The sequence below is a fragment of the Vreelandella halophila genome (assembly GCF_009856365.1).
GTDB lineage: Bacteria > Pseudomonadota > Gammaproteobacteria > Pseudomonadales > Oleiphilaceae > Halospina > Halospina utahensis_B.
Window position 1 is genome coordinate 514,216 of record NZ_WMEX01000001.1, and the last position, 25,415, is coordinate 539,630.

The following is a 25,415-nucleotide window of genomic DNA, read 5'->3' on the forward strand; positions in this document are numbered from 1 at the left end:
GCTGTGCGCTTCGGGGCTGATATCATGCGTGGATGATGACCCCGAAAGTTCTCCGGCTTCTGCTTTTCCCGCTGTTGATCCTGGCCGTGGCCGGAGTCCGTGCGGCGGAACTCGAGGTCATTGTTGAGCCGGAAAACGACGCCCTCCAGTCCAACATCCGTGCCCATGTAGGGGATCTCGGGGACCGCAATGCAGCCTCCCTGCGCCGTTTCGCCGCCCATGCCCGGGACAGTGCCACGGAAGCCATCCGCGCACTCGGCTATTACGACGGCGACATCCGCTACCAGGTGGTGGAGGGGGATCCGCCCGTGCTGCGTCTTGAAGTGGCACCCGGCGAGCCGGTGCGCCTGACCAGTGTGCGCATTGAGGTGCGTGGCGAGGGGGCCGACCTGGCGGCGTTCGAGGTGCCCGGGCGGTTGCGCCCGGAGGTCGGTGATGTCCTGAATCATGGGCACTATGAACAGGTGAAGCGCTTCCTGCGGGGGCGTGCCCAGACGCATGGTTTCTTCGATGGCGAGTTCGTTACCCGCGAGCTGAGGGTGCGCCCGGATGAGCGCGAGGCTGAAATCCGACTGCTGTATGACAGCGGCCCGCGATACAGCCTGGGAGAAGCCCATTTCCCTGAGGACATCTATTTTGAGCAGGATCTGCTTAAGCGTTTCGTGCGGTTTGAGCCGGGAACGCCCTATCATTCGGATCGTGTGATTGAACTGACCCAGGACCTGAGAGGTGCCGGCTATTTCAGTGAGGTTCTGGTGGACGCTGATCCGGGAGCGGCTGACAACGGGGAGATTCCGGTGGATGTCACCCTGGATGAGCGCACACGCCATTCACTGGGAACGGGCGTGGGCTTCAGCACCGACGTGGGCCCCCGCCTCCGGGCCACCTGGGACCAGCACTACGTGAACCCCCAGGGGCACCGCCGCGGGATGGAGTTCGAGGTTTCGCGGCCACGCCAGAATGCCGGCCTTTACTATGAGTTGCCGCTCAATCCACCCATGACGGATTCTCTGCGCTTTACTGGCTCCTACCAGAATGAAGACATCGAGGATACGCGTTCCCGTCGGATCAGCCTGGGTGGCCAGTGGCAGAGTGAGTTGGATTCCGGGTGGCAGCAGGTGGTATCGCTGCAGCGCGAGGAGGTCCGTTTCCGCGTGGGCGACGACCGTGAACAGCGTACGGTCCTGGTGCTGCCGGGCCTGAGCTACAGCTATCTCTACCGCAACTCCCCGGTGGATCCCTCCAGGGGCTATCGTTTCCAGTTTGAAAGTTCCGGTGGCCAACGCGACCTGCTTTCTGACATTGATGTGATCCATCTGGTCGCCTCGGCCCGTGGGCTGATCACCGTGGGCAACGGGCACCGTTTTCTCGCAAGGGTGCGCGCCGGCGGCATTGGAACCAATGAATTTGATCAGGTACCACCCTTTCTGCGTTTCTTCGCCGGTGGTGACCAGAGCGTGCGTGGATACGGTTACCGCACCCTGGGCCCGACGGATGAGGACGGCGACAATGTTGGCGGGCGCTTCCTGCTCACCGGCAGCGTCGAATACCAGTACCCACTGTCGAACAGCTGGCGCTTGGCGACTTTCGTGGATGAAGGCAATGCCTTTGATGATCTGGGGGATCCACTGAAAACCGGTGTGGGCGTGGGCATCCGTTGGGTGTCACCAGTGGGACCCATCCGCCTGGACATTGCGCGGGGGCTGGATGAACCCGAGAACTTCCGCCTTCATTTCTCCATGGGGCCGGAACTCTGATGATGCGTCGCCGTGTTCTCTGGGCAGTGATGCTGTTGCCGGTGGCGGCCCTGCTGGTGGTGATGGCGGTGGCAGGCTGGCTGCTGTTCACCGAGAGCGGGAGCCGCTGGGTCATCCAACAGGTCCCTGGCCTGGAAGTGGCGGGTTACCAGGGCTCGCTGGGCAGTGCCTGGCGTGCGGAGCGCGTTGTCTATGACGACGGCCGGGGAACAGAGGCCCGGCTGGAGGGCGTGGACCTCGCCTGGTCCCCCGGGTGCCTCTTCACACTGGAACTCTGCGTGGACCGACTCCATGCCAGCCGGGTGGCGCTCTCCCTTCCTGAGGGCGAGGCCTCGGAAGCCTCCAGTGACGCCATTGAGCTGCCCGCCATCCGGCTGCCGCTTTCCGTATCCATCGCGGACCTGGATGTGGGCCGGATCAGCTGGAACGACACGCTGATCCTCGAAGCGATTGAGTCCAGGGCCACACTCAGCAGCGGCACTCTCCAGCTTGATTCACTGCGCGTGATCAGGGAGGGCCTGGATGCCAGGGCCGAAGGGTCCCTCGAAATGAGGGGGGACTGGCCGGTGGATCTGGCACTGGAGCTGGATTATGAAACGGGTACGGATTTCCCCGGAGAGCTGAATCTGACGGCGGAGCTGGCCGGAACGGTCAGCGCGCTGGATGTGATGGCCCGTATGAGCCACCCCTGGCAGGCGCGCCTGCAGGGGCGGGTGAACCCCCTGGAGCCAGGAGTCCCCGCCGAAGCCCGACTGAGCGCTGAGCATTTCGCGGCAACACCGGATCTGCCCCCGCACTATGCGCTGAGGGATCTGGTGCTCGATGCCAGCGGCGATCTGGATGAAGGCTGGTCCGTCGCGGGGGATGCGGTGCTTGCCACCCAACCCGGGCTTGATGTGTCCCTGGAAGGGCATACCACCATCAAACAGGCAAGCATCGAGAAACTTGCCGTCTCGGACGGCCAGGGGCGGTCGCGCTCGCTGGAGCTCAGAGGCGCCAGCGTAAGCTGGAGTGATGGGCTGAGCGCCAGTGGTTCGCTGGCGTGGCACTATTTCCCCTGGCAACGGCTGATCCCGGATCTGCCCTCGGTGCCGGTGGCCGTGAGCGATGCCGGCCTGGATTTTGCGCTTGAAGACGGCGAGTACACCGGGCGCCTGGATGCGCAGCTCTTCACACGGGAAGGGCCCGTATGGCTGCGGACACCGGTTGAAGGCGACTTCGGTCGGGCCCGCCTTGAGGGGCTGGGTCTGGCCAGTGCACTGGGGCGTGCCGCTGGCGATCTGGGGGTGGGGTGGTCCGGCGGCCTTGAGTGGCGTACGGACCTTGCACTGGAGAATCTACTGCCGGGCCGGCGTCTGCCGGAGCTGGATGGGGTGCTCAGTGGTCATCTCAGGAGCAGCGGCCGCATGACGGATAACGGTCCTGAAGGGGATGGTTCGCTGGAACTGGCGGGCGGCCTCCGGGGCCAGGCTCTGTGGCTGAAAACGGGGGTCCGTCTGGAGGGGAAACACTGGGAGATCCCCGCGTTGGAGCTGCGTTTCGGCGACAATGGACTCACTGGTTCCGCCCGCCAGGCGGAGCAGCTGCAGGCGGAGCTGGAATGGAACCTGCCGGTGCTGGCCCAGTTCTGGTCCGGTCTTGAAGGGCAGCTTGAGGGGCGTGCGAGTGGCCGCCATCTGCTTGGCGACCCGAAGGGGAGCATGACCTTCAGCGCCCGGGATCTGGCGATTGAGGAGTACGGCATCGAACTCAGGCAGCTGCAGGGTGAGGCGGGTCTGGCCGACGACGGTGCGGCCCGGGCCCGCGTGGATTTCTCGGGACTGGAAGCCCGGGAGCAGCGGCTGGAATCCGGCCAGCTGAGGGTTGACGGGTCCCTGGCCGATCATGAGCTTGGTCTGTCCCTGATGCACCGCCAGGGAAATCTGCGACTGAGCGCAGCAGGCGCCTGGGGGAGTGAAGGCTGGCAGGCCACCCTCAACGGCGGTGGTGTTGCACTTCCGGGCCAGCACTGGCTGATGGCGACCCCGGCCAGGCTGACGCTCGCCCGGGATGGCGAGGTCCACCTCGGGGGCCACTGCTGGCGCTGGGGCGGTGCCCGTCTCTGCACCGGTGATCAGCGGCTCAATCCGGCGCCCTCACTGAAGCTGGGTGTGGCGGATCTGCCCACCCGGGCCTTCAGGCCCCTGCTGCCACCGACCTTCCGTTGGGAAGACACCCTGGATGCCCATGCCACGCTGGAACTGGATGACCAGGGGCCACGCGGGCGGGCATGGATTGATGCCGGCAGCGGCCAGGTTGAATTGCGCCGTGACGTGGATCCGGACAATCTGGACGCGCAGGTGGATGAGCAGGAGGGCGAGCAGGCCTGGCAGTGGCTGCCGTTTGAGTACAGTGGGTTGCGGGTTGCCGCGGATTTCGGGCCTGAGCGCACACGGCTGAGCGCGGATCTGGCTGGCCCGGAGATCGGGCAGCTTGACCTGAATGCCGGGCTCAGGCCGCTGGAGAAGGGTATGCCAGTGGACGGCCAGCTCAATCTGGAGGCGCTGGATCTGGCCCTGATCCGTCCCTTCCTGGATCTGGACACCGTGGAAGGACGGCTGGCGGGGCGCTTGGATGTCAGCGGGCCCGTGGCATCACCTTCCATGCAGGGGGAGGTGGCCCTGTCGGAGGGGGAGATCCGCGACCCCCGGCTCCCGCTCCCTCTGTCTGAACTGAGTGCAACAGCGCGCATCGATGGCACAGAAGCCAGGATCGACGGGAACTGGCGCAGCGGTGAGGAGGGCCAGGGCCGGATTGAAGGCACGGCCAGCTGGGCCGATGGGCCGAGGGCGGAGATTTCCCTGGTGGCTGAGTCGCTGCCGGTGAGTGTGCCGCCTTACGCAGAGCTGACGGTCTTCCCGGATCTGATGCTGCGTTACGGAGAGGAGGGGGTTGGCGTCTCCGGCCAGGTCCGAGTTCCTTCCGGAAGCGTGGTGATCGAATCCCTCCCGGAGTCCGCCGTTGGTGTATCCGGCGATACCGTGATCGAAGGCGAGGAACCCGACGCCGGCCCCATACCTCTATCCCTGGACCTGGACGTGCGGATCGGGGAGGAGCGTGTGGATTTCAACGGTTTCGGTGTGACAGGGAACCTTGAGGGGCGCCTGAACCTGGCCGACGACATGGTGGCCAATGGCAACCTCAACCTGCGTAATGGCCGTTATGAGCTCTATGGCCAGGATCTGCGCATCCGCCGCGCCACGCTGCTGTTCTCCGGGCCCATTGACCGGCCTTTCCTGGACATCGAGGCGGTGCGGATTGTGGATGACGTGACGGCCGGCATACGGATCACAGGCCCCGCGGACGAACCGCGCTCCGAGATCTTCTCCGAGCCCCCGATGAGCCAGCAGCAGGCGCTGGCGTATCTGACACTGGGCCGGCCACTGGAAAGCGAGAGCGACAGCTATGCCATGGAGCGGGCTGCGATCAATCTCGGGCTGGCCCGCACCGCGCCGCTCACCCGCGAGATCGGTGAACGTGTCGGGATCGAGGACCTGCAGCTTGAGACCGAGGGGCGGGGCGAGGAGGCGAGTGTGGTGGCCTCCGGCTACCTGACTGACAGGCTCAGCCTGCGTTACGGCGTGGGTCTGTTCCAGCCCGTCAGCCGTATGGCGCTGCGTTACGACCTGTCGCGCAACCTCTATCTGGAAGCCGCCAGTGGTCTTGCCAGCTCACTCGATCTATTCTATCGGACAGACTTTGGCAAACCGGGAGACTGACCATGCTTGTCCATGGTGACCAGATCCGGCTCACGCCCCGGGAGCGTCGGGTGATCCGGCGCCTGACCGGAATAGACCCGCACTTCATCCACAACCGGGAAACAATGATCCGTTTCCGGGATCAGTACCTGCAGAGCTACCCCACTGATACCCCCCAGATCCGACTGGTCAAACTGCTACTGCGTCGCAACCTTGTGTAGCGTCTTTCCGGATGTTGATTTTTCGCAATGGCCTCGATAGCCAGTGGTGATTAGATGGAACCACGATGCGGCAATAACAAGAGAGGCCCTCATGACGGACCCGGCTCAGGTGCCTGAAGAAGACCGCAGAAAACACGAAATCGGGCTCTTCCTTTTCCTGATCGTTTTTCTGTTCCCTCTGGTGACCTTCATGGTCGTTGGCGGTTATGGCTTTGGCGTCTGGATGTTCCAGGAGCTGATGGGCCCGCCCGGCCCTCCGACAGGCTAGTGGGAGCCCCGCCATGACAGACGAGATCCATATCGCGAGCCTGCTCGTTCAGGTGGCCCCCGAGTCCCTGGATGACCTGAGCCAGTGGGCCGGCGCCCACCCTGAGGTGGAAGTCCGCGGCACGGACCCGGCCGGGAAGCTGGTGCTGATCACCGAGAGCGAGGGTCGCCAGCCCATTCTTGACCTGATGGATGCCTGCCGGGATCGCCCCGGCGTGTTCACCGTCAATCTCATCTACCACGAGATCCTCAACGCCCAGGAAGCGGATCAACCGGAGGAAATCCAGCCATGACCATGACACGTCGGGAATTCGCCAAGGCCAATGCCGCCGCGGCCGCTGCTGCCACGGCGGGGATGGCAATCCCTGCCGGCGCCAGTAACCTGATCACCAACCAGGAGCTGACCTCTCTGCGATGGGACAAGGCCGCCTGTCGTTTCTGTGGCGTGGGCTGCAGCGTCATGGTCGGCACCCGGGGCGGGCAGATCGTCGCCACCCACGGTGACAACCAGTCCGAGGTCAACCGGGGGCTCAACTGCGTTAAGGGGTATTTCCTCTCCAAGATCCTCTATGGCAAGGACCGGCTGGAACAGCCCATGCTCCGCAAGCGCGATGGGCAGTACCACAAGGAAGGCCAGTTTGAGCCGGTTTCCTGGGACGAGGCGCTGGACGTTATGGCCGAGAAGTTCAAGACGGCCATCCGCGAGCACGGCCCGGACAGTGTGGCCATGTTCGGCTCCGGCCAATGGACCATCTGGGAGGGGTACGCCGCCTCTAAGTTGATGAAGGCCGGCTTCCGCACCAACAACATCGACCCCAACGCCCGCCACTGCATGGCCTCGGCCGTGGGCGGGTTCATGCGCACCTTCGGGTCCGATGAGCCCATGGGCGTGTATGACGACATCGAGGAGGCGGATGCCTTTGTGGTCTGGGGCTCCAACATGGCGGAGATGCACCCGGTGCTCTGGACCCGGGTCACGGACCGGCGACTGTCATTCCCGGATACGGAGGTCGCCGTGCTCTCCACGTTTGAGCACCGCTCCTTCGATCTGGCGGACAACGGCATGGTCATGCATCCGCATGCGGATATTGTCATCCTCAACTACATCGCCAACCACATTATCCAGTCCGGCAATGTGAACGAGGATTTCGTCAACAATCACACGAAATTCGTCCGGAACGTGACCGACATTGGCTATGGCCTGCGCCCTGAGGATCCGCGCCAGCAGGACGCCGAGAACGCGGACAACCCCAATAGCTGGTCGGACATGAGCTTCGAGGCATTCCGCGAGCACGTCAGTGAGTTCACCCTCGAACGCGCTGCCCGTGAATCCGGGGTGCGGGAAAGCCAGCTCAAGCGCCTGGCCGAGCTCTATGCGGACCCGGATCGCAAGGTAATGACCTTCTGGACCATGGGCGTGAACCAGCACACCCGGGGTGTGTGGGTGAACAACCTGATCTACAACCTGCATCTGCTTACCGGCAAGATCAGCACCCCGGGCAACAGCCCGTTCTCGCTGACGGGCCAGCCTTCCGCCTGCGGCACTGCGCGGGAGGTGGGCACGTTCGCGCACCGGCTGCCGGCGGACATGGTGGTGGCCAACGCTGATCACCGGAAGAAGGCAGAGAAGATCTGGAAACTGCCGGAAGGCACCATTCCCTCGAAAGTCGGCTTCCATGCCGTGGAGCAGAGCCGCCAGCTGCGTGACGGCAACCTCAAGGTCTACTGGACCCAGGTGACCAACAACATCCAGGCCGGCCCGAACTCAGCCCAGGAGACCTATCCCGGATGGCGCAACCCGGAGTCCTTCATCATTGTCTCCGACATGTACCCCACGGTTTCCGCCCAGTGCGCGGACCTGATCCTGCCGACCGCCTCCTGGGTTGAGAAGGAGGGGGCCTTCGGCAACTCCGAGCGCCGGACCCAGTTCTTCTACCAGCTGGTGAGCGGGCCGGGTGAGTCCCGCTCGGATCTGTGGCAGACAGTGGCGCTTTCAAAGCGCATCCGGCTGGATGAGGTCTGGCCGGAGGAGCAGCTGCAGAAGGCACCGGAGCTGCGGGATAAAACGCTGTTCGACCTGCTGTTCGCCAACGGTAACGTGGATGCCTATCCACTGGATCAGATGCGCGAGGGTTACCCGAACCATGAATCCGAGGACTTCGGGTTCTACATCCAGAAGGGCCTTTTCGAGGAATACCGCAACTTCGGCGAGGGTAAGGGCAAGGACCTGGCGCCCTTCGATACCTACCACGAGGTGCGCGGTCTGCGCTGGCCGGTGATTGACGGCGAGGAGACCCGCTGGCGCTACCGCGAGGGACTGGATCCCTACGTGGAAGAGGGCACCGGCTGGCAGTTCTACGGTAACGACGACAACCGCGCCCGCATCTTCGCGGTGCCCGATGAGCCGCCGGCCGAGAGCCCGGATGATGAATACCCCATGTGGCTGTGCACCGGCCGGGTCCTGGAGCACTGGCACACAGGGTCCATGACACGCCGGGTGCCGGAGCTGCACCAGGCCGTGCCGGATGCCCTGGTCTACATGAACTTCGACGATGCCCGGGAACAGGGCATGCGCCGTGGCAGCGAGGTGCGCGTGGTCAGCCGGCGGGGTTCCATCCGCGCCCGGGTCGAGACACGGGGCCGCGTGAATCCACCCAGGGGACTGATCTTCGTGCCCTTCTTCGACGCGGGCAAGCTGATCAACAAGGTCACACTGGACGCCACGGACCCCATCTCCAAGCAGACTGACTTCAAGAAATGCGCGGTCCGCCTGGAACTTGTGGACCTGGCTTAAGGCACCGGAACAGAGAGGCCCATCATGAAAAGCTTCATCACGACTGTAACCCTTCTGGTGCTCACCGTTCTGGCCATGGGCGTGGCGGCTGAGAAGACGACGGACGCACCCAGGCCGGATGGCCTGCGTGGTGCCGGTTACAGCGCAACGCCGGCTGCTCCGCCCATTGCTGGCGTCACCGACCGCAAGGGTCGGGAGGAACGCAATTACCCGGAACAGCCGCCGGTGATACCGCACAGCATTGACGGCTACCAGCTGGACAAGCGCTTCAACCAGTGCCTGGACTGCCACAGCCGCAGCGCCTCACCGGAGAGCGGGGCACCCATGGTCAGCATCACCCACTTCATGGATCGCAACAAACAGGTACTGGCGGCGGTTTCACCGGACCGTTACTTCTGCACCCAGTGCCATGTGCCGCAGACGGACGTGGATCCGCTGGTGGAGAACCAGTTTGAGACGGTGGATGAAGTGCTGCGGCGGCTGGCCGAAGACGGTGACGGCCAGGGAGGCGCGGAATGAAACAATGGCTGTGCTACTACTGGCGTCTGCTGTGGCGGCCCGCGGCCACCATCAGCCTGGGCGTGCTGGTGCTGGGTGGCTTTATTGCCGGGATCATCTTCTGGGGCGGGTTCAACACCGCGATGGAGGCCACCAACACCGAACAGTTCTGCGTCTCGTGCCACGAGATGCGCGACAACGTTTTTGAGGAGCTCAAGGGCACTGTCCACTACAGCAACAGCTCTGGGGTTCGGGCGACCTGTTCGGACTGCCATGTGCCCCACGAATGGACGGACAAGGTGGCGCGCAAGATGGAAGCCTCGAAGGAGGTCTGGGGCTGGCTCTTCGGCACCATCAATACGCCCGAGAAATTCGAGGCCAAGCGCCGGGAGCTCGCGGAGCGTGAATGGGCCCGCCTGGAGGCGAACGACTCACTGGAATGCCGCAACTGCCACGAGTTTGAGTCCATGGACTTCACACGCCAGAGCCCGCGGGCTGCGGAAGCCCATTCCACTGCCCTGGCTGGCGGTGAGGCCACCTGCATTGACTGCCACAAGGGGATCGCCCACGAGCTGCCGGATATGTCCGGGGTTCATAACCGTTGAACCCAGAACGTCCGCATGGAAGCGGGCGTTCTGGGCGTCAGTCGCGCTTCGTGCCCCCGGGGGCATATCCCGGAGCCGGGTGGAGAAACCGCTCTGCTATGGCCGGCCGGCCACTGATTGGGGACTGTAATTTGTGATGTGAGCTAAAAGCGCATTAGAATCCGCATCGACAGACACAACAAAGAGGTAATGATGCGTACAGTCTTTGATGCGAAAGGCGCAGTTGTTCTTACCGCTGCAATGATTCCCGGTATGGCCATGGCGGGTGGCTTCTCCCTGAACGAGCAGAGCGCGAGCGCCATGGGCACCGCCAATGCCGGCGCCGCTGCCAACCCGCAGAACGCCTCGACGGTGATCTTCAACCCAGCGGGTATGACCCAGCTTTCCGGTACCAATCTCTCCTTTGGTGCTGCGGTTCTGGATATCGATGCTGAAGCCGATAGTGCATCCGCCACCAATCAGGTCGGTGAACCTGTTCGGGGCTCGAATGGCGGCGACATTGCTGACCCTGCCTATCTGCCCAATGCCTTCCTGACCCATGAGATGAGCGATAACGTCGCAGTGGGTATCGGTCTCCATGCGCCCTATGGCCTGGCGGCGGACTATGATGATGACTTCAAGGGGCGCTACTTCGCGGACGAGACGGAGCTTACCGGGATTGCCCTGACGCCATCCATCGCAGTGGACTCCGGTAACGGGCTGTCGCTCGGTTTTGGTGTGAATGTCATGTATCTGGATGGCAAGTTGTCCAAGTTTACGGATACGTCAGGCGCAACACTTCAGGATTCCAGTAATGGCTTCAATACGCCTGCCGCCGCAACGCGGGCAGCCAGTGCAACGCCGACCTACTCAAACGTTGAAGGTGATTCCATTGAGTACACGCTTCGCATTGGTGCTATGTATGAGCTGTCCGACAAGACCCAGTTCGGTTTGACTGTAGAGTCCGGTACTGAAGCCTCTTTGGATGGTGACATCACCATCAGCGACTTTCCGACCCAGGCAGGCCCTGTAACTCTCAAAGAAGATGCCGAGGTCCCTCTGGATATCCCGCCAAGTGTAACCTTCGGTGCCCGGCATCAGCTAAATGATGACGTTACCTTGCTGTTCGGGGCCACTTGGGCACGCTGGAGCGACTTTGAGGAACTCGATATCTACTCCGGTGAGGGTGGTACAGGAGAAGTTTCCAGCGCACTCAGGGCCCAAGGCCAGGTTGGTAACCCGATCACCCATATCACCGAGAAGTGGCAGGACACCTGGCAGTACAACCTGGGCGCCAGCTGGCAGGCGGACCCGCAGTGGAAGCTCAGGGCCGGCTATGCCTGGGACGAATCACCTGTGGACAGCTACACCACAGCACGGATTCCGTCTCAGGACCGCCACTGGCTGACTCTGGGTGCCCAGTTTGCTCCGGCCAATACCGACTGGACCGTGGACGCGGCCGTGGGGACGCTCATCTTTGATGGTGATGCGAAAGTCGATGAACAAAACTACACACACGCCACACCGCAGCAAAGTCCGGCAGCAGATCAGTCGCGGTACCAAGGTTCTTACGACCTGAGCGCATGGAGCGCTTCCGTGGAACTCAGTCGCTCATTCTGAACTCCATCCCCTCGGCTCCAGGGATGGAGCCGCCTCCCCCTTAGCCAAGGCACTTGTAACCCCTTTACGGGTCTACGGCAGCCACAGCTCGAACACACTGCCTCCCAGATCACCGCCATTGCGCAGGCGGGTGAAGCCCTGGCGGTCGCCAGCGGTGTGCATCCCAGCCATACGTTCGGCGAAGTAAAGCCCGAGGTTGGTGCTGCCAGTGCTGAAGTCGATGCGTTCGGTGCCGGAAAAATCGACCTCCAGCATGTGTTCTGGGTAACCCGGCCCGTCGTCCTCCACGCTCAGGACCAGCCAGCCGTCTTCGGCACGGGCGTTCAGCTGGAGCTGGCTTTCGGCGTAGCGGATGGCGTTGTTGATCACGTTGGTCAGGACGCCACTGACGAGCTGGGGATCGAAGTAGCCTTCCTCCGCATCCGGCTCGGTGTGGACTTCGAGAGTGATGCCCAGCCCCTCCAGCAGGCGCCGGTGATGGGCCTGCTGCTCATCAAGAAAGTCGTGGACCAGCTGCTCCTCCACGGTCGCGGAAAGCTTTTCCTCGGACAGCCGGTAGAGGCTCAGCAGCTGGACCAGGTCGCCATGTACCCGCTGGGCCTCATACTCGAGGGTGGTGAAGGGGCGGGCGCCACGAACCTCCTCGCCGACTGAGTCACGCACCTCATCCAGTGAATTCAAGAGCATCCCCAGGGAGTTCTTCATGTCATGGACGGTTGAGGCGAGCACCGTGGAAAAGTCGAGATCATTGCTCATGTGTTGCTCCCGGATGTGAGATCCGCAATTTTCTTTTTCAGGAACTGGTAGCGTTTGTACTGCTTGTGCTGGGGCGGCAGGTGGCTGAGCTGATCAAGGCACCGCTCACAGCGGCGCAGCATGCTCGGGTCTGACCCTTTTCCTTCCTTTTCCGCGTTCTTGAGCAGCACCTGGACCAGGTTGAGGTTCAGAGCCGGATGCTGGGGCACCAGCTCCAGAGCCTGGCTGAAGGAATCCGCGGCCTGACCCAGCTCGCCGCTCTCAAAGGCCTTGATGCCTTCCTTGTTAAGCGCCCGGGCCTGGTTCTTCTTATGGAAGCTCACGGGCTCATCCATCAGTTCCTCGATGGCTTTCATGATTTTCGGGTCATCCTGACAGCGTTCGGCCAGCTGGTTGAGAACCCGTTGGGCAGCCCCATCCTCCTGCTGGGTGTAGAGCGCGCGGGCGTAATCCAGGGTTTCCTCCGGGCTCAGGGTCTCCGGATCCAGCTGATCACTGATGCTGTCCAGCGCCTTGCGGCTTTCGTTCATCCGTCCCTGGCCGGCGTAGACCCGGGCGGCTACCAGCTGCTTCCGGGTTTTTGCGCTTTCGTCGTCCTTGAAGCGACGTCCCACGTTATGCAGGGCCTTGAGAGCTTCGTCCGCCAGCTGTTTGCCTTCGCTGGAGGTATTGCCGTCGCTGAGCTCGGACAGGGTGCGACCCAGACCGAGGTAGTTTTCCGGGCTGTCGTGGATGGAGTTGTCGCTGAGCTTGACGGTGGAACGCCAGGCGTCAGCAGCGGTTTCCATGTCCTGGTTGCTGGCCGCGATGCTGGCGAGCTGTTTCTGGCGCAGGATGGCCAGCGGTGAGATCTCAAGCGCCTTTTCCACGACCTCCTGGGCCCTGCGGCTGTTGCCCTTGCGCTGCAGGGCGTCCGCCAGGGCATCGTAGGCCTCGATGTAGTCGGGGTTGCTCTCGATCAGCGTCTCGAAGTGGCTGATGGCTTCGTCCAGTGCGTTGCGGGCCAGCGCGGCCCGCCCCATGCCCATGCGGGCCCAGGCCAGCTCGCGGCCCTCCAGAACCTGCTCATAGATGCCACGTGCAAGATCTGGGGTGCCGCGCTGAAGGTAGAGGTCACCGAGGATCTGCATGACCCAATTACGGTAGCGGGTCTTCGTCTGCAGGAGCTGTTCCGCCTGGCTGATGGCTTCCGGCAGGTCCTCCTGGTCGAGGGCATGGTTGATGGGGTAGAGAGCGTGGCGCTGGGCCATCAGGGCATCCATGCGTTTCTGCAGCACGGCCTGGGTGATGGGTTTGATGATGTAGGTATCGGGATGGTACTCACGGGCGCCCATCACGATCTCCCGCGAGGTTTCCGCGGTCACCAGCACAAACAGTGAGGTGTGGCGCAGCAGCTTGTGGTGGCGCAGTGCCTCCAGCACCTGCTGGCCGGTCTTACCGGAGCCCAGGTTGAAGTCGCAGATCAGTACGTCGTAATGATCCTTGGTGCACTTGGCAATGGTTTCGTTGCCGTTGGCCGCCATGTCGATCTTCTCGGCGCCAAAGCTGCTGAGCATCTGACGCATGGACTTGCGGAAATTCTCAAAGTCATCCGTGATCAGAAACCGCAGCTTCCGGTAAAGGTGATAGCGCTCGTTCTCATCCATCGGCTCTGGGCCCGTAATCAGTGGTGGCAACACAGGGGGTGCTGTTCAAATTAGTCGACCCCCGACCATCCCTCAACAGATCATGCACCCCCTTGACATAAAATAACGCCATTGGCGGCGTTTCCCTGCTTTCAGGGCGGGTGGTAGAGTAGCGGCGAAGCCTGTTTCCAGTTGAGAGGCTGCTATGACCACGAAGGATGAGCGCCTTCAGTTCCTTGAGGCCATGGGGGATGTTGAGCCGATCCGCAAGCCGGATCGTGCGGATCTCGATGGAGGGCGTCAGGTTACGCCGGGGCAGCTGGAACGCCAGCGCGCCGCCGTGCTCGAGAAAACCCGGGACCGTAACCCGCTGACCGCCACGGATGTGGCCTGGCTGGGCCCCCAGGATGAGCTGAGTTTCAAGCGCGACGGTATCCAGCATGGCGTTTTCAAGAAGGTGCGCCTGGGGCAGTACCCCATTGAAGCACAGCTGGACCTGCACCGGATGACCGTAGATGAAGCCCGCCAGGAGGTGTTCAACTTCATCCGCGAATGTCTGCGCCGTGGCGTGCGCTCGGGGCTGATCAAGCATGGCAAGGGGGAGCGCAATCCGGACCGTATCGCTACCATCAAGAGCTACGTTAACCAGTGGTTGCCCCAGCTGGAGGATGTAATGGCGTTCCACTCCGCGCAGCCGAAGCACGGCGGTACCGGAGCGGTCTACGTGATGCTGCGCAAGAGCCCGGAGGAACGGGAACGCAATCGAGAGCGGTTCAGTGGTTGAAGGGCCACTGTGACAGGAGTGAACAATGACAATAACGATCAGGGTGAATGGCGCCGAGCAGTCGGTGGATGCCCCGGAGGATACGCCCCTGCTGTGGGTGCTGCGTGACTGGATGGGGCTTAAGGGCACCAAGTTCGGGTGCGGAATCGGCCAGTGCGGAGCCTGTACCGTGCATATTGACGGCAGTGCGCAGCGCAGCTGCATCACGCCGGTTGCCAGGGTAGCCGGTGGCGAGGTGTCGGTTACCACCATTGAAGGCCTTGCCGGCGAAGACAGCCTGCATCCGGTACAGGAAGCATGGCTTGAGCATAATGTGCCCCAGTGCGGCTACTGCCAGTCCGGTCAGATCATGAGCGCTGCGGCGCTGCTTGACCAGGAGGCGAACCCGGATGATGAGCGGATCAGTGAGTTTATGGCCGGCAATCTCTGTCGCTGTGGCACCTATCCCCGGATCCATGCCGCCATCCGCTCCGTTGCGGATGGGAGTGCCTCATGAGTGAAATATCCCGACGTGAACTGTTCCGCCTGGGTGCTGCTGGCTCCGGCGCTCTGGTACTGGGCATGGTGCTGCCCGGCTGTGCCACTGCCCCGGGTGAACGGGAACCAACCCGTGTCGGGGCCTGGGCGCCCAACGCCTGGCTTGAGATTGATCCTGACGGCGGGGTGGCGTTCACCCTGGACCGTGTGGAGATGGGGCAGGGGACGGTGACCGGCATTACCACCCTGGTGGCGGAAGAGCTGGATGTGGCCCCGCAGAACATTGAGGTGGTCTTCGCCCCGGTGGGTGACGCCTACATCAACCCCCAGTACGGCCTGCAGGTAACGGGTGGCAGCTCCAGTGTGCGTACCAGCTGGGAGCGGGTGCGCGAGGCCGGTGCCAGGGTGCGGGCGGTTCTGCTGGCCTCGGCTGCGGAGGTCTGGCAGGAGCCGGTTGCGTCACTGACCACCGGAGACGGCCATGTGCTGCACCCGGACGGTACCCAGCGGATAGCCTATAAGGACCTGCTGGCACTGGCGGCACGCCAGAGCATGCCCGAACAGGTCACACTGCGTCGCCCGGAAGACTTCCGCTACATTGGTAAACACAACCGTCGCCTGGATGCCCTGGCCAAGGTCACGGGCCAGGCCCGCTTCGGTATCGATGTGGAGCTGGAGGGGATGCGCTATGCCGTGGTGGCACGGCCACCGGCCATCGGCGCGCGTCTTGTGGCCTTTGACGATTCCAGGGCACGGGGGCTGCCCGGTGTGATCGATGTGCTGGCCATTGAGCGTGGCGTTGCCGTTGTGGCGGAAAGCTACTGGCAGGCCATGAAGGCGCGGGGTGAGCTGAGCATTGAGTGGGACGAGTCCGATGCGGTGAAGGTTACCCAGAATTCGGTCTTCCGCCAGTATCGTCAGGCGGCGGATGACAGCGCCGGTGATACCGAGCGCAGTGAGGGCGATGCCGCCGGTGTGCTTGAGAACGCGGATGAGGTGCTGGAGGCCGAATACGAGGCGCCTTTCCTGGCGCATGCCACCATGGAGCCCCAGAACGCCACCGCCATGGTCACGGACCGGGGGCTGGAGGTCTGGGCACCCACCCAGGGGCCCGATCTGGCACGGATTGCGGCAGCACGCACCAGTGGCTATTCCCCGGGTGAGATCAGGGTGCACACCACCTTTTTGGGCGGTGGTTTCGGTCGGCGCCTGACCCAGGAGTATGTGGAAGAGGTGGCGGAGATCGCCAGCCACAGAAAGGAACCCATCAAGCTGGTGTGGTCCCGGGAGGACGACATCCGCCATGACGTCTTCCGCCCGGCTATGCTGCACCGCTTTCGTGGCGCTCTGGCTGACGGGCGCGTCACGGCCTGGGATCACCAGATCACGGGCCCGCTCATCTTCGACTGGTTCGCCCGCAACGCGGCCGCCGCCCAGTACCCCTGGGCACCACGCATGTTCTACAACACCCTGGCGTCGGTGGGGCGAATGACCGAGGATACCTTCCTCACCCCCAAGGACCATTCCGCCATTGAGGGCGCTGTGGATGTGCCCTATGCCGTCCCGGACCTCTGGGTGCGCCATACCCACTCCGATGCCGGGGTGCCGGTCAGCTACTGGCGCTCCGTTGGCCATTCCCACAATGGCTTCGCGGTGGAGACCTTTATGGATGAGCTGGCCCACCGGGCCGGCGAGGATCCGGTAGCGTTCCGTCTGCGTCATCTGGAGGACAGCCCCCGGCACCGTGCGGTGCTGGAGCGGGCGGCGGAAGCCGCTGGCTGGGGCGGCTCCCTTCCCGAGGGCAGGGCGCGGGGCGTGGCCCTGCACCGCAGCTTCGGCACTTTCGTGGCGCAGGTGGTGGAGGCCAGTATTGAAGACGGCGCTATCCGTGTTCACCGGGTGACCTGTGCCGCGGACTGTGGTCGCATGGTGAATCCGGATATTGTGCGGATGCAGATGGAAGGCGGCATTCTGTTCGGCCTCACGGCAGCCCTCTATGGCGAGGTGGACTGGGATGAGAACGGCCGCCTGCAGCAGAGCAACTTCCACGACTACACACTGATGCGCCACGACGAGACACCGGAACTCAGCATTATACTGGTGGAGAACGGGGAAGATCCGCAGGGCGTGGGTGAACCCGGAACACCGCCGGCAATTCCGGCCCTGGGCAACGCTCTGTTTGCACTCACTGGTGAACGCCAGCGGCGTACTCCCTTCCAGGCAGGGAGCGCCGATGCCTGAAGCGAATCAGGATCCGGCTTTTTCGGTCATAGAGCATGTCAGCCGCTGGCTGGCCCGCGGTGAGCGGGCCTGGCTGTGCACCGTTCTGCGCACCTGGGGATCCTCGCCGCGCCCACCGGGCTCCATGCTGGCGGTCAACGCCGCCGGTGAGTGGTCGGGCTCGGTCTCCGGGGGCTGCCTGGAGGAATCCCTGATCCGGGAGGTAGTGGAAGGGGGGGAACCGCTTTCCACAGCCCCCAGGCTGGTGGACCACGGCGTAACCGAAGAGGAGCAGGAGCGCTGGCGGCTGCCCTGCGGCGGCCGCATGCGGCTGGTGGTGGAGGTTCTGGATCCGGATCGCCATGCCGGCCCGGTCGCCCGGGTGCTGGATGATCTGGCCGAGCGCCGGGCGGTGACCCGGCGTGTGAACTGGGCCAGCGGCGAGTGGCAGTTCGCCGGTGCCTCGGTGCCTGAGCGCGTTGAGGAGCATGAACAGGAGTTCCTGCACACCATTGGTCCAAGCTTGCGCATGCTGATGATCGGGGCCGGGGAAGTGGCTCGCTACGTCGGCCGCATGGCCCTGATGAATGGTTTCAGTGTCGCGCTCTGCGAACCACGCCCGCTGTTTCTGGAAGGCTGGGAGGAACCGGGTATCGAGTGCCATGCCTGCCTGCCGGACGATCTTATCCAGCGTGACTTCAATGATGCGCACTGCGCGATTCTGGCGCTTGGGCATGACCCACGCATTGACGACATGGGCCTGCTGGCCGCCCTGGAGAGCAATGCGTTCTATATCGGCGCCATGGGGTCACAGCGCACCGCCGCCCAGCGGCGGGAGCGCCTGTATGAGCTGGGCGTGACGGACTCCCGCATGGGGCGTATCCATGCGCCCATTGGCTTCAGTATCGGCAGCAAGGCGCCGCCGGAGATCGCCGTGGCGACCATGGCGCAGGTTCTGGCCGAGCGCTACCGGCTGCTCCACCGGGTCAGCCGGTATGACGTTTAGGCCGCTGGCCCGCGTTCTCCTGCCGGTCCTGTTGCCCCTGGTCCTGGCGGGCTGCTGGTCGGGTGGGGAGAATGATGCCCGGGCGGAGGCCTATGTTGACGCCCTTGCCGGGGCTTTCGGTGTGGCGCCCGAACCTTCCCGCATCCCCACGGTCGAGCCCCTGCCGCGCCCCCGTGAACGCCGGCTGGAACTGCCGGAACTGGACATGGGGCTGGTGGATTTCCTGTCCCTCTACGGCTGTGAACTGCAGGTGGTGGTCGGTGAGCGGACCAGTGTTCTGGGGCGTGTGGCGCATCCGGGTACGCGCATGGAATACCATCTGCGCTTTCTTGCCGCTGTGGATGCCTGCCTGCCGAAGATTGACAGCGATTCCCGTACCGAGGCCCTGAAGAAGGCGCGTGACGCGCGGGTGGAATCACTGCCGCTGGCACTGTGGAACGGCGCCTGGGGCAGTGATGAGATGGCTGAGCTGGTCAGCCGTTCCGGTGGCCGCGTGCCGGAACCTGTACCGGAGCAGGCGCTGGATCGGCTTATTGAGGGCCTCTCCGGGACCGCCTCGATGCTGGCTTCGGTGGAACCGGGCAGGGTGCCGGAGGGGCTTCCAGCCATGACGGAACGCTACCGTCAGTGGCGCAGCGAGCCGCGCTTCGGGCAGTTGCTGCGCAGTGCCGAGGCCCTTCAGGCCCGTCTCGGCGACAGTGCCGGCATTCTGGAGCGTGCCCTGGCGTCGGTGGATGGCTGCCCCATGGAGACCGGGGCGGTGGCCTTCTACCGTGAGCACTATCTGGAGGGACTGGCACCCCGTGTCCAGCGGGTGCGCCACTATGGTCGCCGCATGGCCCGGGCCCTGGAAGCGCTGGTCGAGGCCACCGGCGCGTCGCCTCCCGGGGCCATGACCCCCTTCATTGAACGCAATCTCCGTACCCGTCTTTCCGGCAGTGTCTGGCATGACCTCGACCGGGCGGTTGAGCGCCACGCTCGTGCCTGGAACCGCCTGCTCGCACGCTGTGACTGATCCCGTGCCCGGAGTGTGAGCCGGTCGCTTTTGCCGCTTTCCGGATCCTGTTAAAACCGCCGCTGAACCGTCATGGAACAGGATGAACGCCATGGAATCGCGTGCCGGGGCCACACTGCTGGTGGCCGTGACGCTGGGGCTCAGCGGCTGCTTTGAGAGCCAGAGAGACGAAACCTTCAATGACACCGTCGTCGGCGACGATGTGGACGTGCGTGTGCTCCATGCCGTGGCTGACGCCCCCGCCCTGCGCCTGGAGGCGGGTGGCGAGGTGCGGGCGGAGACGCTGGATTACGGGAAAGTCGCCACCTTCACCCTGCCGGCGAATCACCACCGTTTCGAGGCGGCGGGCTATACCGGCAGGGAGGCACCCGAGGCCCTTCTGGACAACCTCGAGGGTAATCTTACCGAGGGCAAGCGCCATGATCTGATTCTGGCGGGTTCCCTGGCCGATGACAGCGCCCGCGCCATACTGCTTGAACAGGATGACGAGCCCTTCGAGCCTGAGGAGGAGGAAGCAGAGAACGGGGAAGAGGAAGGTGACGGCGAGGCCGATTCGGACGGGGATGAGCCGGATCGGGATGTCCGCTTCCGGGCGGCCCACCTTGCCCCCGATACCGGGGCGGTTGATCTGTATCTGGGCGACGATACCTCCGGCAGTCCGGATGCGACCCTCTCTTACGGTGACGCCAGCGAGGCCATCCGGGTTGAGTCGGGCGTTTACCGTTTTCTGATCACCCGGGCCGGAGAAAGCGACCCCATTTATGACAGTGACTCGGTTCTGGGTTGGGATACCGGGGATGATCTGCTGCTGGCCGTGACGCCCGCCATCGGTGTTCAGGAGGACAGTGACCTGTCGCTGATCGAGGTGGATGGGGAGCAGAGTCGGCGGATTCCTGGTGATGGGCAGGGAGCTGAGATTGCTTTCGTCAATGGTTCGGCCAGCAAAGTCAGTGCTGAAAGCAGTGATGGCACAATCACCTGGCAGGATGTTGATTCTCTGAGTAAAGCACCCGTGGATGGATATGACCCCGTCGGAGGAGGAAGTTATCAGCTGGATTTCACTTCGGATGGAGGAGCGGCTGGCTCCTATGGTTTCAGTCTTGCCAAGGGGAGCGCAGGCACCGTTGTGCTGAGATCCTGGCCTCCCTCCGATTCGACGGAGGCCAGTTTGCTGATCAATGATGCCCGCTCTGTCGCAACCAATGCCAGGGCCCGTATTCTGAATACTTGGCCTAACGATCCCGATAACGATGGCGACGCCGAGCCCGTGGACGTTTACCTTGTGGAAGGCAGTGGGTGTGAGAACCCGCTTTCCGGTGATGGCGTTGTGCCCGAGCCGGTTGTCGGCAGCCTTGCCTATTCAAACAGGAGCTCAATGCTGCCGGTGCGGCCCGGTGATTATCAGCTGGTCGTAACGGAACCTGATGACCCCGGTACGCAGTTGCTCTGTGAGGATTCCGTATCACTGCAGGCGCAGGGGCTTTATGAGCTGGTGGTTGCCCAGGACAGTGACTCTGGCCTGATCCAGGTTGGAGGTGTCAGGTAGCCTGCCAGGGCTTCTTCGGGGTGTCGTAGACCAGAAGGCGCCCCGTGCCTTCCCTGACGTCCCGCCAGGACCCTCCATCAAACGCCATCCGGAAGACCGCACAGGTGGGGAGGTTGTCGGTGTGCGGGCCGGCCAGCAGATTGGCCAGGTCCGTCAGGTCCGGATTGTGGCCGACCAGCCAGACCTCCCGTGCCCGGTCCGGCAGATTCCGGATGGTGCCGAGCAGTCGCTGGGTATCCGCCAGATAGAGGCTGCGCTCGAAGTGGATGTCCGCCTCCGGAAAGCCCGTGCCCTGGGCCAGTACCAGCGCTGTTTCCCGCGCGCGCCGCGCGCTGCTGGCGATGAAGTGGTCCGGGTATTCCCCGCGTGCGGCCATCCGCCGCGCCATCTCCGGCGCATCCCGCTCGCCCCGCTCGTTCAGGGGGCGGTCAAAGTCGCTGAGGCTGGGGTCGTCCCAACCGGACTTAGCATGGCGTATCAGCGTCAGTACCCGTTCCGCGCTCATGTTCCATAACTCCTTTGGTGCTCCGCTGTTATTTGCGGTTCTTGGTCAGCCGGAATACCAGTTCCGGTGATACCCGCTTGAGCCACAGTGCCATCATTTCCTTGCCTTCGCCCACCGGGATCTCGCGCTTGCCCCGGCCGAGGCCATTGATGATGACTTCCGCGGCCTTGTTGGAGTCCATGCCACCGGCATTGTCCCCATCCGCCTGACCAAAGGCGCTGCCGTCCGCTGCCAGTGCGTTCTCCGCAACAGCGGTTGCCACGAACCCCGGTACGATGGTGGAAACCTGTATGCCTTCGTCCTCGACTTCCGCCCGCAGCGCGTCAAAGAAGCCCATAACCGCGTGCTTGGCGGCACAGTAGCCAGTGCGCAGGCGCACGCCGACCTTGCCGGCCACACTGGAGGTGACCGCGATATGGCCCCGCCCCCGCTCCAGCATGTGGGGCAGGACGGCCTTGGTCAGCGCGATCTGGCCCATGACATCCACATCCATCAGCCGCTGGTAGACGGAGAGGTCGGTGTCCTGGCAGAGCGAGCGCTGGGAGACGCCGGCGTTGTTGATCAGCAGATCAATCTGACCGAAGTGCGCCAGAACCTCGTCCGTCTTCCCGGAGGCTGCTTCCAGTTCGGCGACATCCAGCGGCAGCACCATGATGGCGCTGCGGGGGAGCCCGGTTTCACTTTCACAGCGCTGTGCCACCCGCTCCAGTTCCTCCTCGCGCCTGGCGGACAGCACCAGTCGCGCCTGCTGGCCGGCAAAGGCCAGGGCCAGTGATTCGCCGATTCCGGATGAGGCCCCGGTGATCCAGACCACCTGATGCGTGAACATGCGTTGCTCCTGGTTGGTTGTTGATTTCCAGTACAGGAGCAGTATGGATCAGTCCCGGGTGGGTTGCTACGTGGTGTTCAGGCCTGTATACCAGACGCACATGCACTTGCTGGGAGGTTCTGGGCTCTGGTGATGGATCTGATGCTGATCGCGGCGGGCATCGTCCTGCTCGCCAGTGGTGGGGAGTTGCTCATCCGTGGTGCGCTGACGCTGGCACAGCGGCTGGGCATCTCGCCGCTTCTGAGTGGCCTGGTGGTGGTTGGTTTCGGCACCTCCGCGCCGGAACTGGTGGTGTCTCTGGATGCCGCGCTGTCATCCCGCCCGGATATTGCCGTTGGCAACGTCATCGGCAGCAATATCGGCAACATACTGCTGATCCTGGGGGTGAGTGCCACCATACTGCCGCTGGTCTACCAGCCCATGGCCCTGCGGCGGGACGCGGTTGCCATGCTGGTGGCCACGGTTGCGGTCATGCTGCTGGCTGCCGGGGGCACACTGGGTGCCGTGCAGGGCGCCGTTATGCTGACGGGGCTGGCCGGCTACCTGATCTGGGCCTACACCACCGAGAAAGGCTCTCAGCTGCCCGCGGGCGAGCTGCATGCCGCCGAATCCGCTGAAATGACACCGTTGCCGGTAGGGCCGGGATTGACCCTCGTGATGCTCGCGGTGGGCCTGGGGCTGCTCATTGGTGGTTCGCGGGTGCTGCTGACAGGAGCAAGCAGTATCGCGGCGGAGCTGGGTCTTTCCGAGGCGCTGATCGGGCTGACTCTGGTCGCCGTGGGCACCTCGCTGCCGGAGCTGACGGTCTCGGTCATGGCGGCAATCCGGCGTCACGCGGACGTGGCCATCGGCAACATCCTGGGCAGCAACATCTTCAACATTCTGGGTATTCTGGGGGTATCCGCACTGGTGCAGCCATTGCCACTGGCATCACGTATGGCGTGGTTCGATCAGTGGATCATGCTGGGTGCGGCGGTACTGCTGACGCTGTTCCTGGTCAGCGGACGGCGATTGAGTCGCCTGGAGGGGGTGGTTCTGTTGATGGGGTATGGCGCCTACGTGGCCGTAGGCGTCACCCTGTAGGAGCGCGCTCTGCGCGCGATGGGAAAGAATCGCGAGCGGGGCTCGCTCCTACACCGGAGCAGGTCCGGGTTTAACGACGGCGCGGCGGACCGTTACGGCCGGCGCCGGGGCGCCCACCGCCACCAGGGCGTCCACCACCACCGCGTTTCGGGGCCGGGCCACTCTTCTGGACCGGCTCGAAACCGGCTTCCACGCCTGCGGGGATCTCCCGGCTGACCACCTTGCGGATGCTGTTGAACTGGCCCTTTTCCTGACCACTGACGAAGGACACGGCGGAGCCGCTTTCGCCACCACGGCCGGTGCGGCCGATCCGGTGCACATAGTCGTCCGGGTTGTCCGGCAGGTCGTAGTTGACCACGTATTCCAGCCGGTCGATGTCGATGCCACGGGCTGCCACGTCCGTGGCGATGAGGGCGCGAACGTTCTCATGCTTGAATTCTTTCAGGGCCTTGTTGCGGGCACCCTGGCTCTTGTCACCATGGATTGCGGCGGAGCGGATACCGTCAGTCTCAAGCTGCTTGGCCAGTTGGTCCGCGCCGCGCTTGGTGCGGGTGAAGACCAGAACCGAACGCCAGTTCTGGGTGCCGATCAGGTGCGTCAGCAGTTCCCGCTTGCGGCCACCGTCGACCATATAGGCGCTCTGGTCGACCCTTTCGGCGGTGCCATTGCGTTCGCCGGTCTGGATCAGTTCCGGTTCGTTCATGAACTTCTGCGCCAGCTTCTGGATGGGCGCGGAGAAGGTGGCGGAGAACAGCATGGTCTGGCGGGCATCCGGCAGTGTGCGGGCGATTTTCTCGATCGCCGGCAGGAAGCCCATGTCCAGCATCCGGTCCGCTTCGTCCAGAACCAGCACTTCAATGTCGGACAGGTTCACGGTGCCGCGTTCCATGTGATCCATCAGGCGACCGGGTGTGGCCACGAGGATATCCATGCCGCTCTTGAGCTGACGGATCTGCGGGCCAATGCCAGCGCCACCGTAGATCGCGACGGAACGCAGGGGGAGATGGCGGCCATAGGTGCGCACGCTGTCTTCCACCTGAGCGGCGAGCTCACGGGTGGGGGTGAGCACCAGGGCACGCGGCCGGCCGCCCTGTGACTTGCCTTCGGAAAGCTTCTGCAGCAGCGGCAGTGTGAAAGCGGCGGTCTTGCCGGTGCCGGTCTGGGCACTGGCCATCAGGTCGCGACCAGCAAGGGCGGCCGGAATAGCCTGCTGCTGGATCTGGGTAGCCTGGTCATAACCCTGTTCCTTGATGGAACGGCTCAGTTCAGCCCGCAGGCCGAGGGAATCAAAGGACATTCAGTCTTTCCTGTTCAATACGCCAGAGCGGGTGTTGCCCGATGCCCCGTAAACAGGGAAGGGCAGATTGTCGGCTTGTCGGGAATGGCCCTGGCAATATGCAGTCCGCGATAAGCGTGCGGAGACCAACCGGCGAAACTGGGGTCGTCTGGACGACCGGGGAAGGCGGAGGGAACAACGCAGGTCGGTACCCTACCACGACCTCCGCTCAGTCGCCACCATTATTCTGTCTGCGGGTGAACTCATGCATGATCCCCAGGGTGGTCTCGCTGACGTGATGCTCCATGCCTTCGGCATCAATACGGGCCGTGGCGTCATCCACCCCCAGGCTTCGCAGGAACTGGAGGACCACACCGTGGCGCTTGCGGGATTCCTCGGCCATGGTGCGGCCGCGTTCAGTGAGGAAGATCGATCGGTAGGGCTCATTGGTGACCAGCCCCTGATCGTTAAGCCGCCTGATCATACGGGCGACAGTGGCCTGGCGAACGCCCATGCGAGCCGCGATGTCCGTGGCCCTCGCCTCGCCGGCATGATCCAGTAGATCCCCGATGAGCTCGACGTAATCCTCGATCAGCTCGGTCTCATGGGCGTCTCTCACGGCAGCATACTGGCGCGCGTGCTGCTCGGGGGGTGGCAGGTTCGTGTCCTGTTCGGACGGGTCGGGGCCGTTGTCGGAGTAGGTTGGCATAGGGCCAGTCTAACCAACTCCCCGAGTCTCGACAATAGCCATGCTGCACAGTTTAGCCTTGGCTAAAAAAGTTTGCGGGAGTGTCAAAAGTTTTTGTAAACTACAA

At 63.6% G+C, this 25,415-nt stretch carries 22 protein-coding genes; 16 read left to right on the top strand and 6 right to left on the bottom strand.

All coding sequences use genetic code 11. From position 1 onward, the window contains the following. Positions 1–32: 32 nt before the first annotated feature. From GLW01_RS02250 to GLW01_RS02290, 9 genes are all read left to right on the top strand, one after another. Complete coding sequence (locus GLW01_RS02250; protein WP_151438938.1) at positions 33–1,757, top strand: autotransporter assembly complex protein TamA; 1,725 nt, start codon at positions 33–35, stop codon at positions 1,755–1,757. Then, complete coding sequence (locus tag GLW01_RS02255; RefSeq protein WP_160898001.1) at positions 1,757–5,515, top strand: translocation/assembly module TamB domain-containing protein; 3,759 nt, start codon at positions 1,757–1,759, stop codon at positions 5,513–5,515. Before GLW01_RS02250 ends, GLW01_RS02255 begins: the two co-directional genes overlap by 1 nt. Positions 5,516–5,517: 2 nt before the next feature. Then, positions 5,518–5,715 (top strand): hypothetical protein, encoded by a 198-nt coding sequence (locus GLW01_RS02260; RefSeq protein WP_095617580.1) that lies wholly within the window; start codon positions 5,518–5,520, stop codon positions 5,713–5,715. Positions 5,716–5,806: 91 nt separating this feature from the next. Then, positions 5,807–5,983, top strand: a complete 177-nt coding sequence (locus GLW01_RS02265; protein ID WP_160898002.1) for a nitrate reductase — start codon at positions 5,807–5,809, stop codon at positions 5,981–5,983. Between the two features lie 13 nt (positions 5,984–5,996). After that, complete coding sequence (locus GLW01_RS02270) at positions 5,997–6,275, top strand: chaperone NapD (protein ID WP_160898003.1); 279 nt, start codon at positions 5,997–5,999, stop codon at positions 6,273–6,275. Continuing rightward, entirely contained in the window at positions 6,272–8,776 is a 2,505-nt protein-coding gene (napA, locus tag GLW01_RS02275; RefSeq protein ID WP_160898004.1) for a nitrate reductase catalytic subunit NapA, read from the top strand. Before GLW01_RS02270 ends, napA begins: the two co-directional genes overlap by 4 nt. Before the next feature lie 24 nt (positions 8,777–8,800). After that, the gene (locus GLW01_RS02280; RefSeq protein ID WP_151438942.1) at positions 8,801–9,295 is read left to right on the top strand and encodes a nitrate reductase cytochrome c-type subunit; all 495 of its coding nucleotides are present in this window, start codon (positions 8,801–8,803) and stop codon (positions 9,293–9,295) included. Beyond that, a complete protein-coding gene (locus tag GLW01_RS02285; protein WP_151438943.1) occupies positions 9,292–9,879 on the top strand; it encodes a NapC/NirT family cytochrome c in 588 nt (195 codons plus the stop codon). The genes GLW01_RS02280 and GLW01_RS02285 overlap by 4 nt, the downstream gene beginning before the upstream one ends. Before the next feature lie 192 nt (positions 9,880–10,071). Beyond that, positions 10,072–11,478 carry an OmpP1/FadL family transporter gene (locus GLW01_RS02290; protein ID WP_237416452.1) on the top strand — a complete coding sequence of 469 codons (1,407 nt, stop codon included), beginning with the start codon at positions 10,072–10,074 and terminating at the stop codon, positions 11,476–11,478. A gap of 72 nt (positions 11,479–11,550) precedes the next feature. Here the strand turns inward: GLW01_RS02290 and GLW01_RS02295 are convergent, their stop codons facing one another. Together GLW01_RS02295 and GLW01_RS02300 are read right to left on the bottom strand one after the other, a co-directional pair. Continuing rightward, entirely contained in the window at positions 11,551–12,234 is a 684-nt protein-coding gene (locus tag GLW01_RS02295; RefSeq protein WP_160898005.1) for a sensor histidine kinase, read from the bottom strand. Beyond that, positions 12,231–13,880 (bottom strand): tetratricopeptide repeat-containing response regulator, encoded by a 1,650-nt coding sequence (locus tag GLW01_RS02300; protein WP_160898006.1) that lies wholly within the window; start codon positions 13,878–13,880, stop codon positions 12,231–12,233. The genes GLW01_RS02295 and GLW01_RS02300 overlap by 4 nt, the downstream gene beginning before the upstream one ends. Positions 13,881–14,064: 184 nt before the next feature. Here GLW01_RS02300 and smrA point away from each other — a divergent pair, with 184 nt between their 5' ends. The 6 genes from smrA to GLW01_RS02330 all read left to right on the top strand — a co-directional run bounded on the left by smrA (position 14,065) and on the right by GLW01_RS02330 (position 20,907). Then, entirely contained in the window at positions 14,065–14,643 is a 579-nt protein-coding gene (gene smrA / locus GLW01_RS02305; protein WP_151438946.1) for a DNA endonuclease SmrA, read from the top strand. 25 nt (positions 14,644–14,668) lie between these two features. Next, positions 14,669–15,139 (top strand): (2Fe-2S)-binding protein, encoded by a 471-nt coding sequence (locus tag GLW01_RS02310; RefSeq protein ID WP_151438947.1) that lies wholly within the window; start codon positions 14,669–14,671, stop codon positions 15,137–15,139. Next, positions 15,136–17,361: a xanthine dehydrogenase family protein molybdopterin-binding subunit gene (locus GLW01_RS02315; protein WP_160898007.1), complete on the top strand. Its 2,226-nt coding sequence runs from the start codon at positions 15,136–15,138 to the stop codon at positions 17,359–17,361. Before GLW01_RS02310 ends, GLW01_RS02315 begins: the two co-directional genes overlap by 4 nt. After that, on the top strand, positions 17,354–18,346 hold the full coding sequence (locus GLW01_RS02320; protein WP_160898008.1) for an XdhC family protein: 993 nt from the start codon (positions 17,354–17,356) through the stop codon (positions 18,344–18,346). Before GLW01_RS02315 ends, GLW01_RS02320 begins: the two co-directional genes overlap by 8 nt. Next, complete coding sequence (locus GLW01_RS02325; RefSeq protein ID WP_160898009.1) at positions 18,336–19,361, top strand: DUF3080 family protein; 1,026 nt, start codon at positions 18,336–18,338, stop codon at positions 19,359–19,361. The genes GLW01_RS02320 and GLW01_RS02325 overlap by 11 nt, the downstream gene beginning before the upstream one ends. A 91-nt stretch (positions 19,362–19,452) precedes the next feature. Then, a complete protein-coding gene (locus GLW01_RS02330; RefSeq protein WP_160898010.1) occupies positions 19,453–20,907 on the top strand; it encodes a DUF4397 domain-containing protein in 1,455 nt (484 codons plus the stop codon). Here GLW01_RS02330 and GLW01_RS02335 read toward each other — a convergent pair. After that, positions 20,900–21,412, bottom strand: coding sequence for a SixA phosphatase family protein (locus GLW01_RS02335; RefSeq protein ID WP_160898011.1), 513 nt, complete (start codon positions 21,410–21,412; stop codon positions 20,900–20,902). The genes GLW01_RS02330 and GLW01_RS02335 overlap by 8 nt on opposite strands. A 28-nt stretch (positions 21,413–21,440) precedes the next feature. Continuing rightward, entirely contained in the window at positions 21,441–22,241 is an 801-nt protein-coding gene (locus tag GLW01_RS02340) for an SDR family oxidoreductase (protein WP_160898012.1), read from the bottom strand. A 132-nt stretch (positions 22,242–22,373) separates the two neighbouring features. Between GLW01_RS02340 and GLW01_RS02345 the strand changes: the two genes are divergently transcribed. Continuing rightward, on the top strand, positions 22,374–23,324 hold the full coding sequence (locus tag GLW01_RS02345; RefSeq protein ID WP_425356588.1) for a calcium/sodium antiporter: 951 nt from the start codon (positions 22,374–22,376) through the stop codon (positions 23,322–23,324). A 70-nt stretch (positions 23,325–23,394) separates the two neighbouring features. Here the strand turns inward: GLW01_RS02345 and GLW01_RS02350 are convergent, their stop codons facing one another. Beyond that, a complete protein-coding gene (locus tag GLW01_RS02350) occupies positions 23,395–24,621 on the bottom strand; it encodes a DEAD/DEAH box helicase (protein ID WP_160898013.1) in 1,227 nt (408 codons plus the stop codon). A gap of 208 nt (positions 24,622–24,829) precedes the next feature. Next, the gene (gene mntR / locus GLW01_RS02355; RefSeq protein WP_151438956.1) at positions 24,830–25,309 is read right to left on the bottom strand and encodes a manganese-binding transcriptional regulator MntR; all 480 of its coding nucleotides are present in this window, start codon (positions 25,307–25,309) and stop codon (positions 24,830–24,832) included. Positions 25,310–25,415: the final 106 nt, after the last annotated feature.

Bases quoted from the DNA above. Each gene is read 5' to 3' on its own strand.
- GLW01_RS02250 (WP_151438938.1), top strand. From the start codon at position 33: ATGATGACCCCGAAAGTTCTCCGGCTTCTGCTTTTCCCGCTGTTGATC.
- GLW01_RS02255 (WP_160898001.1), top strand. From the start codon at position 1,757: ATGATGCGTCGCCGTGTTCTCTGGGCAGTGATGCTGTTGCCGGTGGCG.
- GLW01_RS02260 (WP_095617580.1), top strand. From the start codon at position 5,518: ATGCTTGTCCATGGTGACCAGATCCGGCTCACGCCCCGGGAGCGTCGG.
- GLW01_RS02265 (WP_160898002.1), top strand. From the start codon at position 5,807: ATGACGGACCCGGCTCAGGTGCCTGAAGAAGACCGCAGAAAACACGAA.
- GLW01_RS02270 (WP_160898003.1), top strand. From the start codon at position 5,997: ATGACAGACGAGATCCATATCGCGAGCCTGCTCGTTCAGGTGGCCCCC.
- napA (WP_160898004.1), top strand. From the start codon at position 6,272: ATGACCATGACACGTCGGGAATTCGCCAAGGCCAATGCCGCCGCGGCC.
- GLW01_RS02280 (WP_151438942.1), top strand. From the start codon at position 8,801: ATGAAAAGCTTCATCACGACTGTAACCCTTCTGGTGCTCACCGTTCTG.
- GLW01_RS02285 (WP_151438943.1), top strand. From the start codon at position 9,292: ATGAAACAATGGCTGTGCTACTACTGGCGTCTGCTGTGGCGGCCCGCG.
- GLW01_RS02290 (WP_237416452.1), top strand. From the start codon at position 10,072: ATGCGTACAGTCTTTGATGCGAAAGGCGCAGTTGTTCTTACCGCTGCA.
- GLW01_RS02295 (WP_160898005.1), bottom strand. From the start codon at position 12,234: ATGAGCAATGATCTCGACTTTTCCACGGTGCTCGCCTCAACCGTCCAT.
- GLW01_RS02300 (WP_160898006.1), bottom strand. From the start codon at position 13,880: ATGGATGAGAACGAGCGCTATCACCTTTACCGGAAGCTGCGGTTTCTG.
- smrA (WP_151438946.1), top strand. From the start codon at position 14,065: ATGACCACGAAGGATGAGCGCCTTCAGTTCCTTGAGGCCATGGGGGAT.
- GLW01_RS02310 (WP_151438947.1), top strand. From the start codon at position 14,669: ATGACAATAACGATCAGGGTGAATGGCGCCGAGCAGTCGGTGGATGCC.
- GLW01_RS02315 (WP_160898007.1), top strand. From the start codon at position 15,136: ATGAGTGAAATATCCCGACGTGAACTGTTCCGCCTGGGTGCTGCTGGC.
- GLW01_RS02320 (WP_160898008.1), top strand. From the start codon at position 17,354: ATGCCTGAAGCGAATCAGGATCCGGCTTTTTCGGTCATAGAGCATGTC.
- GLW01_RS02325 (WP_160898009.1), top strand. From the start codon at position 18,336: ATGACGTTTAGGCCGCTGGCCCGCGTTCTCCTGCCGGTCCTGTTGCCC.
- GLW01_RS02330 (WP_160898010.1), top strand. From the start codon at position 19,453: ATGGAATCGCGTGCCGGGGCCACACTGCTGGTGGCCGTGACGCTGGGG.
- GLW01_RS02335 (WP_160898011.1), bottom strand. From the start codon at position 21,412: ATGAGCGCGGAACGGGTACTGACGCTGATACGCCATGCTAAGTCCGGT.
- GLW01_RS02340 (WP_160898012.1), bottom strand. From the start codon at position 22,241: ATGTTCACGCATCAGGTGGTCTGGATCACCGGGGCCTCATCCGGAATC.
- GLW01_RS02345 (WP_425356588.1), top strand. From the start codon at position 22,374: ATGGATCTGATGCTGATCGCGGCGGGCATCGTCCTGCTCGCCAGTGGT.
- GLW01_RS02350 (WP_160898013.1), bottom strand. From the start codon at position 24,621: ATGTCCTTTGATTCCCTCGGCCTGCGGGCTGAACTGAGCCGTTCCATC.
- mntR (WP_151438956.1), bottom strand. From the start codon at position 25,309: ATGCCAACCTACTCCGACAACGGCCCCGACCCGTCCGAACAGGACACG.